Source organism: bacterium (genome assembly GCA_020444325.1).
GTDB lineage: Bacteria > Bacteroidota > Ignavibacteria > SZUA-365 > SZUA-365 > BM516.
Window position 1 is genome coordinate 267164 of sequence record JAHLLD010000005.1, and the last position, 11734, is coordinate 278897.

Consider the following 11734-nt stretch of genomic DNA (forward strand, 5'->3'; position numbering starts at 1 on the left):
AAACCGTAAAGAGGGCCGCTGTCGGCATCCGTGATTACCGCATGTGCCCTGCTGCGGCCCGCTTGAGACCCCGATTGCATCGGGATCGCGGGAGTCGCCGATTGCATCGGCGACGCAGGAGGCTGACGCCGCCCGAGCGTTCCGCCCGGCGGAACTCACGCGCCGTACTCGGCACAATACCCCCCCCCTGTACACTGAGCATCTGATTCACTATTTTAATCGGGAACGCAAACACTCTACCATCAGAAGGTATGCAGATATGAAGATAGGGGTGCTTACGGGCGGCGGCGACTGCCCCGGCCTGAATCCTGTTATTCGCGCTGTCGTGCGCACGTCACTGAAACTCGGTCATGAAACCATCGGCTTCCGCCACGGCTGGAAGGGCGTTGTTGAAAACATCACCATGCCGCTGGGACGCGAAGAGGTCAGCGGAATTTTACACCGCGGCGGCACGATACTCGGCACATCACGTACGAATGTCTATAAAATGGAGAACGGCGAGCAGAAGGCGCTCGAAACGTTCGAGCAGAACGGACTCGACGCACTGATTCCGATCGGCGGCGAAGACACGCTCGGTGTTGCCGTGCGCCTGGCGAAAGCCGGCGTCAAGCTCGTCGGTGTGCCCAAGACCATCGACAATGATTTGATGGGAACGGACTTCACCTTCGGCTTCGATACTTCGGTAAATGTGGCGATGGAAGCCATCGATCGCCTGCACACGACGGCGGAAAGTCACAGCCGCGTGCTGGTCGTGGAGGTGATGGGACGCCATGCCGGATGGATCGCCTGGTATGCGGGCATCGCGGGCGGCGGCGACGTCATCCTCGTTCCGGAACATCCGTTCAGTGTGGAAGAGGTCTGCGATCGCATCAAGCGGCGCCATGATACCGGAAAAAATTTCAGCATCGTCGTGGTCTCGGAAGGCGCAAAGGTGGCGACGGAGGAAGCGACGGATGAGGATGGCAGCTACGTGCTTTCCAGCATGAAAAAAGATGCGTTCGGACATGTCATGCTCGGCGGCGTGGCAAAAGTACTCGCCGATGAAATTGAAGACCGTCTCGGTTTCGAGACGCGGCATACGGTGCTGGGACATATTCAGCGCGGTGGATCGCCCACAGCGTTTGACCGTGTGCTCGGGACCCGCTACGGCGTGCGTGCGGCGGAACTCGTGCATGAAGGACGATTCGGCCGCATGGTTGCACTGCAGAGCAACAAGATTGTGGATATCGACATCAACGACATCTCCGGCGCTATCAAGGAACTCGATCCCGACCTCTACAAGGTTGCCGAGTACTTCAGCGACTGACCGGCGGATCACACAATTCACGGGATTACGATTCAGAATTACGGCTGAACGGGAAGCTTATGATCAACGCATTACAGACGCTGCGTGACAGGGTCGCGGAGCTGGAAGGACAGATGGCAGGGAACGACTACCACGTCCCCTCGCTGTGGGTCAATCCTGTCGCACAGGAAGGCGATCGCGTCGTTGCGGTCAACGCCGCGGCATTTTTTCGCGCAGGGATGGACGCCATTCTCGAGCATGAGGATGAATCTCCGGAAATGCAGGGATCGGCAGGTGAATGGACGAAAGAGGCCGTCGTGTATAACATGTTCACCAGGCTGACCTCCGCCTGGGATCATAATGGGGATGGTTCCGTCGGAATCGAGGATCTCCCCGGCGGATTCCGTGAAACCGGCACCTTCCTGAAATCCATCGTCCAGCTGCCCTACCTGAAGAAGATGGGCATCAACACGATTCACCTGCTTCCCGTCACCGCTATCGGCAGCGACGGTAACAAGGGAAGTCTCGGTTCACCGTATGCAATTCGCAATCCGTACAAGCTAGACGAACGGCTGGGAGAATCTTTCCACGAACTCGGTGTGGAAGCGGAGTTCGCGGCCTTCGTCGAAGCGGCGCATCGCCTCGGCATGCGCGTGGTGATGGAATTCGTGTTCCGTACCGCATCGAAGGATTCAGACTGGATTCTCGATCATCCCAACTGGTTCTACTGGATCGACGCGGAGATCCCCGATCGCAGCGATGACAATCCGGACGGCTACGGCAACCCCCGCTTCAGTGAAGACGAACTGCAGGTGATCAATCAGCGCGTGCGCCGAAACGACCATAGCAGTCTGCCTCCCCCGGGAATGGCATACCGCAACATGTTCAAGGACATGCCGCTCGAAATCGAGCAGGACGGGGATCGCATGATCGGGGTGATGGAAGACGGCAGCCGCGTGCGTATTCCCGGCGCCTTCGCCGACTGGCCACCCGACGATGTGCAGCCACCGTGGAATGATGTGACCTACCTGAAGCTGTACGATCACTCCAGCTTCAATTATATCGCCTACAACACCATCCGGATTTACGATTCCCGTCTCGCACAGATCGACAACGAGAATCGCGGACTGTGGAACACCATTATCAATATCATCCCGCATTACCAGAAGAATTTCAGTATCGACGGGGTGATGATCGATATGGGACATGCATTGCCGCGCCGTCTGAAACAGAGCATCGTCGACCGCGCGCGCAAGGTGGATCCGGATTTTGCGTTCTGGGAAGAAAACTTCGCGATCTCCGCGCGCAGCAGACAGGAGGGCTACAACGCCACGGTCGGTTACCTGTGGAGTGATGAGCATATTGCCGCGAAGCTTCGGGAGTTTCTGAAAATGCTCGAAGGCACGGATGTGCCGGTGCCGTTTTTTGCAACCCCGGAAACGCACAACACGCCACGTGCCGCGAAACGTGAAGGGGGTATGGCATTCAGTCGCATGACGCTGTGTGTCAACGCCTTCCTCCCCGCCGTGCTCTTTCTGCACCAGGGATACGAACTCGGCGAAACCTACCCGGTGAACACCGGACTCGGATTCACACCGGACGAAATCGCGGAATTGCCGTCGCACATGCTTCCGCTGTTCAGTGAGTCGGCGCTGTGCTGGAACAATGCGGATGAAATGAGCGACCTGGTGGGACGCGTGGTCGCCATCCGCAGACAGTGGCAGGACATCATCACCAATCCTTCGCAGCAAACCTTCAAACTGTTCGAGACCACCGATCCCAGGGTCCTCTGCTTCGTTCGTCAGTCACCCGACGGTGAGCGCGCGATGGCCGTGGCAGTGAATACCGACTGCGGCGAGGCCGCCCGCGCCGATGTTTGGCTCAATGCAGAGTACGACATCCTCACCGATGAAATCAGCGGTGCGGAAGTTCAGAAAAATGATCAGGAGGCGTTCGCGCTCGATCTTCAGCCTGGACAGGGCATGGTGTTTGAACTGCGCATGCCGAAACTGGAGATCGAGGAATTCACTCCCTAACGGTATCGCAGAGCATCAGGAGTCTGGCTGCTCGCCGGCTTCGTTATTCCTGTAGTAGCGTATCGTCGGATATGCGAGATCGATGTGCTCTTCGGTCGCAAAACCTGAGAGGATCGCTTCCCACAGTTCCTGTCGGCGTCCCCGGCGCTTGCGTGGTTCCACCAGATAGCGCAGTGTGAGATTGACGCCGCTGTCTTTGACGGACGTATACACGGTAGGGGATAACGTGCTGTAGTGAATCATGAATTTCCGGCTGGCGTTGAGTATCCCCTTTTGCGCCTGTTCGGTCATGATTGTTCCGTGCTCCTCCACGATCTCCAGCAACAGCTTTTTTGCCCGCTGCCAGTCACTTTCGAAGGTGATAAGGACGGGCATCTCATCCCAGATGTACTGAAACCCCTTGGTGAAGTTGATCTGCGGCGTGTTGAATATCGACCCGTTCGGGATATGAATCACACGCCCGGTGCTCTGATCAGCATCGACCCAGTTGCCGATCTCGTTCAGCGTGAACTGAAAGAGGCGGATATCGATGACGTCGCCGGCATGATCGCCGACCTGTATGCGATCTCCGACTTCGAAGGGCCGTCGCCACAGGATGAATACCCAACCCGCAATGTCCGCCAGCACATCCTTCAGGGCGATAGCGATACCGGCCGACACCAGTCCGAGAAACGTGGCCAGCGACTGAATGCCCTCGAACCATACGCGTCCGATGATGAGCAGACCGAGTCCGACACTGATGTACGTACTGGTTTTCTGCCACTGATATCGTGTGCGCACATCCGTGGTACGCCGCCGCACGACTTTCATGGTGGCGAAACGCAGCAGCCAGAGTACAACAATGACAAGCAGGGATTTGAGAATTTTCACCTGCAGGTCGGGAGGGAGTCCGATGACTTCCTCCAACCATGTGACCAGGGTATCAAGCGGTGTGAGCAGAATTTCGTGCATAATCGTCTCGCCGCTGATGAACGGGGTTCCCCGTGGAATTGGGATTACCCCGGGAATATAGGAATTCGGAATGAAGAATGGCGAACGGGGGAATGAAGCTGCGGGGAAGGGGACGAGAAAAAAACAGGAATGGGACGAGGAAACAGCTGCAGGGCCTGCCCCGGCTGCGTCCCATCTGAGAGGACGCAGCCGGGAGCCTTTGATCAATGTCAGGGACGCAGTTTGAGGGAATCAGCGATGTGCCGCCAGTCGAGTGCAGCGACATTACCATCGTCGTGCACGGCGATGATCGCTCCTCAGGTGGTCGTGGGTTACTGCTCGATCATGCGCAGTGATCCATCCGTGAAATTGAACTGCACCGACTGCATGCGGGCGAAGAAGTCGTTGCCGAGGAGTACGGCGGTGGTGGACTCAGGGAGGGTCTTGAACACGGGCAGCTCACCGATGTGCAGCGGTGTCTCCTCAAATTCCCTGTCGCCCAGCGTGATGGTGAGCGGTTCGGCTTCGCGTACGGTCACCGTGTTGCCATCGAGTGTCGTAATACTGCGGTTGGAGCCCGGGACGGCGGTCGCACCGGCGGCACGTACGGTCTTGAGCGGGATATACGAAACGGGGGAGCCGGTGTCGAAAAGGAAATCAGCTTTGTGTCCATGAAGCTTGCCGGCGACCATGATATATCCGCCGACGACATTCATCGGCATTTCAATGGCGTCGGGCACGCTCTTGCGTGCGCGGCTTTTCAGCATGAGGGTGGGATTATCGCCGAAGCTGAACTGCGCGATTTCTGCACGACGAAGCATGTCCGTCCCGAGTACGCCCGCAATTGTCCTTCCTCCAATGTTCGGCATGTCCTCAAGCACGACCACGGCAGCGTCTGCAAACTGCAGTCCGCCGACTGACAGCGATGCAATATGCGTGCGTCCCACGATCTCTTTCGAGAGTCCGAATCCACCCAGCGCGGTATGATAGCGCGGTGCGGCGAGGGGATCGGCATTGCCCTGCAGTTGTTCGATTTTCGTGTCGGCCACAAATGCGCGGCTGACAGCAGTTGTGTTCACGGCAAGGTCTACGGCAAAGCAGGCACTGCTCCCATCAGGCATGGTGGTTTTCGCGAGCAGATATCCGTCTTCCTCGATGAGAGGCATCTCACCATAGACGTTCTGTGCACCGGCAGTTGCGGCAAGCACGAACAGGCACAGTGCGGCAAATACGATGGTTCGTTTCATGTCTGTATCTCCGGATGAACGAGAAGAAATGAGCGGCATGAGGGCAATTCCGCCCCGATTATCCGGTATACGGGGCGAGCGCCGGAAAGATTCACCGGCAATTCAGTGCTATTCCTCTTCAATCGAAATGGAACCGAAACTGCTGGAAAGCGCTATTTTATCTTTCCCATTCCCGATTTTCCCGTATTTCTTTTCTCCCATGTCTCCCGGACCTTTTTTCCCTTTCTCCTTCAAATCGAAATCGGAATCGATGGAACCGAAGGAAGCCTCGGCCCGGATTTCCCCCGAGAATTTTTTATTCAGCGTCACCTCGATGCTGCCATAAGAGCTATTGATCTTGCCACTCCGCATCCCGATAACTTCAACCGATCCCATGGAGGATTCGATGTCGAGGAAGCCACTGACTTCGGAGAGTTCCATGTCACCGTATGAGCTGGCGAAGCGTCCGCCCTCGATATGATGCGCAATGAGTCTGCCCATTTTCACCTGTGCCTGCGTCTCCCCACGAATGCCGGCCAGCGTCACATCGCCGAAGGAATTGTACACGCGGATGTTCGCGCATTTCTGAAGCTCGAGGGTTCCAAAACCGCTCTGCGCTTTTACGGATCCCGTGATACCCAGGATAGTCACATCGCCGAATTTGCTCTCAAGGTCGAGGTGGCTTTTTGAAGGTGCGGTGACCTGCACGTCTATGGTGATATTCCGATGCTCACCGTCGTCGTCATCCATGTCCGGCGGCAGTCCAGTCCGTACGCTGACGCTGTTCCCCTTCTCTTTGATTTCCACCCGCGCCGCTTCGGCGATGCGCTTGGCCTCCTGTTCGGAGTTTGCGTCGACTCGGACCTTGACGACGACGTTGACAGCATCGGGTCCATCGGGATACACATGAAGCGTCGATTTGTCACCGGAACGGCGACCCGACTCGATCGTGGCGCCGTGCGGCTGCACGTTCACGGATCCGAAACGACTGTCGATTATGATAGCAGGAGCCGACGTGGTCTTGAATGATTTTTTCACCACGCGCTCATAATCCTGCGCCTTTAGAGCGGAGGTGAGCAGCAGAAGTGGTGCGATGAAAATGATGAATGCTCTCATGATATGGTCCCCTTATTGGGCTCGTGTAACCATTGCCTGCAGAGTATGCTGGAGGTCGGTGTATGCAGCCAGCAGGTAATGCTGCACTTCCGGGTTCGCGCCGTTTTTCTTGAGGGCGGTTTTGCACTCGGCGATGGATTCGCGAAGCAGCGCAATTTTCTTTTTCTGAAGTTCGACGAATTCGGGATGAAGGTTGTCTTCACTTTCCTCTGCGAGTACGGCGAGTTTGCCGATCGCGCGTTCGTAGTAGAAGATCGCCTGTTCGATGTCACTCTGTGCGTCGAGAAGCATGGCATCCCTGCTTTGCGCGACAGGGACTTCCGTATCGTGGCGAGTGTACTCGCCGAGGAGATACCAGCTCATGGCGACACCGACGAGAATGGTGACTGTATAGAACAGCAGTGTCTTTGCGGGAATACTGAAGGTCTGGGCAAGGCGCTGCAGCAGACCGCTCTCCGGTGTGGCCGCAGCATTGCGCTGCTCTTCGCGCAGTGATTTCTCAATGCGCGACCAGAGTGCGTCGTCGGGCGTGTGCTTCGGAAGCTGCCGGACGGTGCGTTCGATGTCGTCGTCACGATGCTGCTGTTTCATTCCTGCACCTCGGAATCATATATGCCGCGCCGCGCGAGTCCATCTTTCAGATGCGTGCGTGCGCGATGGTAAGAAGATTTAGATGTGCCGGTGCTGATACGCAGCACGTCGGCGATTTCCGCATGCGTCATGCCCTCCTGCGCGTAGAGCAGGAACACGGCTTTCTGCAGGTCGGGCAGTCCGGCGATTTCTTTTTCAATCAGTTCCCGCAGCAGTACGTCACCGGAAGCCTCCGGCGTGCCGGGATGCGTGACTTCGTCACTGAAGTCGATGCTGCGTTCACTGCTGCGGCGGGGACGCTTGCTGCTGATGCAGACGTTCATGAGGATTCTGTACATCCACGACGAGAGACTGGCATCGCGGCGAAAGCTGCGCATGCCGCGATACATGTTGACGAAGGTCTCCTGCAATGCATCTTCCGCGTCCTCCCGGTTCCCGTGGAAACGGTACGCGAGCGTGTACATCGGTGTTTTCCATTGCTCGTACAGTTCGCGAAACGCAAAGATGTCCCCCTCCACGCAGCGGTCGAGCAAGGCGGTGTCGGCATGAACAGCGGGGAGAGACATTGCAGCTTCTCCGGGTAACATGGTGATATGACAGCTTCCTGCACGCATGAGTGCCTTCCACGCGTTAAGACGCTGTGAAAGGTAAAAGGGTTGCAGGTGTGTACGGCAATCGCCGAAAAATATGAAAAAGCGGGAAGAAGTGTCTCTGAGGGATCTTTCCGGGTCCGCGATGGATCTTTCCGTGTCAGCCCTGGAACTTTCCGTGTCAGCCCTGGAACTTTCCGGGCATGTTCTCGTCTAATTTCCCTCAACGGCAACTTCCAAACGCCACGCAGCGAAAGCCAAGGCAACAACTACGATTATGAAGCGATTGTACACAAACGGAGATCAGACATGAAAAGAATATGGATTATTGTTCCCCTGCTGCTCATAGTCGCCGTGACCGGTTACCAGGTTGTCGGCCATGCACAAGGGATGCGTGGCGGAGATGAAAACGCGGTGAAGAAAGGCGGTACCTGGCTGGGTGTGAAGCTCAAATCCGTCGAAAAAATCATCGACGGGAAAGTGGATCGCATCGAAGGCGCACTGGTGGACGATGTGATTGATGATGGTCCGGCAGACTCCGCCGGCATTGAGGCGGGTGACGTTATCATTGCCATGAACAACGTGGAGATTGAAGACGCCGAGGACCTTGTCGAAGCACTCGGCGATGCGGATCCTGGCGATGTGGTGAAAATGACATTGCTGCGGGACGGCGAGCAGAAAACGCTCGACGTGCGCCTGGGCGAACGCACACAGCGCGTGTTCGCCATACGCAAGCGCATCGAGCGTCCCAGGGTGTTTAACGTCCCGAATCCCCCGCGTGCGCCGCATATGCAGTGGATGCAGCGCGGCACCTACGGCTTCCACCTGCAGACGCTCAACGATCAGCTGGCCGAGTATTTCGGTGCACCCGAAGGCAAAGGCGTGCTGATTGAAAAGGTGCGGGAAGACAGTGATGCCGAGAAGGCGGGCTTCAAAGCGGGTGACGTGATCGTGTACGCGGGAAAGAAAACCGTTGAAAATGTCAGCGACTTCAAGCATGTGCTTGGTGCGTACGATCCGGGCGAAATGATCCCCGTGAAAATTCTCCGCAAGGGAAAGAGCATGACGATTGATCTCAAGTCGCGCGAAATGGATGACCAGCACGAAATGCTCATGCAGCAGTTCGGGGATGACCTGGAATTCGAATTCGACGGCGATGACGCTGATGTCATGATGCACATGCAGGCGTTGAAAGGACTGAAGGGGCTGAAAGCGCTTAAGGGACTCAAGGCGCTAAAAGGCCTCGAGGGATTGAAAGGTCTGTACGCACTCAAGGCGCTTGAGAATGCGGATTTCGATATGAATATAGATGTGGATCTCGATGAGCTGGAAGACGGCATGCGGGAAATGCGCATCCATCTCAACGGGAAAGAGCTGGAACTCGATGAACTGCAGGAGGAACTGCGGGAAGAACTCGAGCAGCTCGAGCATAACATCGACATCGAGGTTTCGGAGGATGAGGAGGGCGGTGTGCAGATCCGTGCACGCAAGATCTAACCGATCATCACAACACACAGTACACAACGCCCCCGTCCGGCATTTGCAGAACGGGGGCGCTGCGTTTACAGGGAATATGTTCCTACGCGACTACTCGCTGATTCGTGATTGCCCGCTTTCGCGCTGTGCGCGGTAGGCAGCGCGCGTTCTCGCCTTTTCCATCTGTCGTGCGATGATGAGTTCCGCAAGAGCCGGGGCAATATCCGGCAGCGGTGTATCATTGAACACGCGGGAAACGGCCGCTTCCGAGACATCCACGCGGTAGAGGATATGCATCAGATGCTCGGTGTTCCCGCTGAGTAATTCCACGATGCGTTCGATGAGCATGGAGCGGAAGCGCTGCTCGCGCTCCTCGTCCGTCATGTCCTGCAGGGGAAGATCACCCAGATCGAATTGTGTGGAAATCACCCGGCTGCTGTCGAGAAATATTCCGGCCTCACGCATGCTCTTTCCTCATTTCAGCAAAAAGTCTTCGAGAAACAGTATCGCTGCCCACTGGAAATAATCGCGGTTGTTCTTCTTGCGGAAACCGTGTCCTTCATCCTTCGCGAACATTGTCCACACAGGGATGCCGTTTCCTGCGACAGCTTTCACAATTTGCCGTGCCTCGCTGGCAGGGACACGGGGATCGTTTTCACCCTGGGCGACGAAAAGGGGACTGCGGATTTTTTCGGCGTTGTTCGAAGGCGAGATCTTTTCCAGGAAGGCGCGCATGTCGGGATCGCGTTCGTCGCCGTATTCAACGCGCCGCAGGTCACGGCGGTAGTCCTGCGTGTTTTCGAGGAAGGTGACGAAGTTCGAGATGCCCACGACGTCGATGCCGCAGCGGATGCGCTCGGGATAGGTGGTCAGCGAAGCCAGCACCATGTAGCCGCCGTAGGAGCCACCGAGCACGGCGACGCGATCGGCGTCGAGATCGGGTTGTGCGGCGATCCAGTCGAGCAGCGCTCCGATATCCTGCACCGAATGTTCCCGGTTGAAACCGTTGTCAAGTGCCAGCCAGGTCTTGCCGTAGCCCGTGGAACCGCGGACGTTGGGATAGATGACGGCGCAGCCGAGTTCGTTGACCCAGTACTGCGTCATCGAAGAAAAGCGCGGACGCGATTGTCCCTCGGGTCCCCCATGGATATTAATGATGACCGGGTGTTTGCTGTTGCCGTTTCCGGGCCTGTAAATGAAGGCCGGGATTTCACGCGTCTTACCGTCGACCGCATCGAAGGTCGGATAGTGAATGAACTCAGGAGTCGCAAAAGAGGATGTGTTGAGTCCGCCCACCTCACTTGTTGTCCATCTTGTCATCGTTCCTTCCGGCAGACGCATCACCCAGACGTCCGTCGGACTATCCGCGGCATTGATATTAAGCGCCAGCATGCTGGCATCTTCGTTGAAACTGAGTCCCCCGATGAGTCCCACCGGAATCGGTTCGAACACCACAGGTTTCATATCCGGCATACTGAACAGATGCAGCGTGCTCACGCCGTTTTCGTTGAGCGTGTAGGCCAGGTAGCGTCCGTCATCGGAGAGGGACAGGTTTTCGATATTCCACCGCAGGTCCGGAGTCAAATTCCGCCGCTCTCCACTCGCGAGATCCATCGCATGGAGCTGCTGGAATTCGTCGTCCTCATCCGATGTGTAATACAGCGTCGTGCCATCCGCCGCGAAGGCGAAGTTTCCGTAATACACCTTCGCATCTTCCTTGAAGAGTGGTGTCATATCCTTCGATTCGAGATTCGCGAGATAGGGATGCGTGATGTTCGCGGAGATGTAGCGCATCACGATCATGCGGTTGTCGTCATGCGCCCAGGCGACGCCGTACCATGAACCCTCCCGTTCGGTAAGACGCCAGGTGTCAGCGGGCGCGTCCGGATTCATGATCCACACGTCGGTGTCCTTCCCGTTGCGGCGATTGCTCGAATACGAGAATACACCGCTGTTGTGGGACCAGTACGCACCACTGTTGCGGCTCTTGCCGTCCGTCAGCATGCGCGTCGAGCCCGTCGAACGATCGAAGTAGAAGATCTGGTAGAACTCCCCGCCGCCGATATCCCTGCTGAAGCAGAAGCCGTTATGTCCTTCACGGGGATCGGTGCTGGCGCCGCCAACGGGTTCTTCAAAGAATGTGAGCTGCTGCCGTGCTGCGCCCGGCGCAGCCACGTGATGAATCTGCGCGGTGTTGCCGAAACGCGTCGAGATGTACATGCCCTCGCCGGAAGGATCCCAGTCCGCAAATCCCGCGCTGCGCACGTTCAGATACTGATTCGTGCGGTCAATAACGCGCTGCGGTATGTCGGGGATACCCGTGACTTCAAGATTGTCACCGGGAGTGAATTGGGCGAAGGATGTCGAGGAAAGCAGGAAAATGAGGAGGAAAATTGGAAGCATACGTTTCATGAAGTGCTCCGGTTGTATGGGGGGAGGTGCGTTTATGCTTCACTACGGCCCGAAATGCCACAGGTTTCGCAG

10 protein-coding genes are annotated in these 11734 nt (G+C 56.8%); 3 read left to right on the forward strand and 7 right to left on the reverse strand.

The window, feature by feature from the left end:
• The first annotated feature begins 259 nt into the window (after positions 1–259).
• Together KQI65_09190 and KQI65_09195 are read left to right on the forward strand one after the other, a co-directional pair.
• Positions 260–1306, forward strand: coding sequence for a 6-phosphofructokinase (locus tag KQI65_09190; GenBank protein ID MCB2204914.1), 1047 nt, complete (start codon positions 260–262; stop codon positions 1304–1306).
• 59 nt (positions 1307–1365) lie between these two features.
• Positions 1366–3321, forward strand: a complete 1956-nt coding sequence (locus KQI65_09195) for an alpha-amylase (protein MCB2204915.1) — start codon at positions 1366–1368, stop codon at positions 3319–3321.
• Positions 3322–3336: 15 nt separating this feature from the next.
• On the opposite strand, the gene KQI65_09200 is transcribed toward KQI65_09195, so the two are convergent.
• The 5 genes from KQI65_09200 to KQI65_09220 all read right to left on the reverse strand — a co-directional run bounded on the left by KQI65_09200 (position 3337) and on the right by KQI65_09220 (position 7750).
• Complete coding sequence (locus tag KQI65_09200; GenBank protein ID MCB2204916.1) at positions 3337–4272, reverse strand: mechanosensitive ion channel family protein; 936 nt, start codon at positions 4270–4272, stop codon at positions 3337–3339.
• A gap of 311 nt (positions 4273–4583) precedes the next feature.
• A complete protein-coding gene (locus KQI65_09205; protein ID MCB2204917.1) occupies positions 4584–5498 on the reverse strand; it encodes an aspartyl protease family protein in 915 nt (304 codons plus the stop codon).
• A gap of 108 nt (positions 5499–5606) precedes the next feature.
• Positions 5607–6593, reverse strand: a complete 987-nt coding sequence (locus KQI65_09210) for a DUF4097 domain-containing protein (GenBank protein ID MCB2204918.1) — start codon at positions 6591–6593, stop codon at positions 5607–5609.
• Positions 6594–6605: 12 nt separating this feature from the next.
• Positions 6606–7184 (reverse strand): hypothetical protein, encoded by a 579-nt coding sequence (locus tag KQI65_09215; GenBank protein MCB2204919.1) that lies wholly within the window; start codon positions 7182–7184, stop codon positions 6606–6608.
• A complete protein-coding gene (locus KQI65_09220; GenBank protein MCB2204920.1) occupies positions 7181–7750 on the reverse strand; it encodes an RNA polymerase sigma factor in 570 nt (189 codons plus the stop codon). The genes KQI65_09215 and KQI65_09220 overlap by 4 nt, the downstream gene beginning before the upstream one ends.
• A 333-nt stretch (positions 7751–8083) precedes the next feature.
• Between KQI65_09220 and KQI65_09225 the strand changes: the two genes are divergently transcribed.
• Entirely contained in the window at positions 8084–9271 is a 1188-nt protein-coding gene (locus tag KQI65_09225) for a PDZ domain-containing protein (protein ID MCB2204921.1), read from the forward strand.
• Between the two features lie 90 nt (positions 9272–9361).
• On the opposite strand, the gene KQI65_09230 is transcribed toward KQI65_09225, so the two are convergent.
• Positions 9362–9715: a hypothetical protein gene (locus KQI65_09230; GenBank protein MCB2204922.1), complete on the reverse strand. Its 354-nt coding sequence runs from the start codon at positions 9713–9715 to the stop codon at positions 9362–9364.
• Between the two features lie 9 nt (positions 9716–9724).
• Complete coding sequence (locus KQI65_09235; protein ID MCB2204923.1) at positions 9725–11653, reverse strand: alpha/beta fold hydrolase; 1929 nt, start codon at positions 11651–11653, stop codon at positions 9725–9727.
• Between the last annotated feature and the right edge of the window lie 81 nt (positions 11654–11734).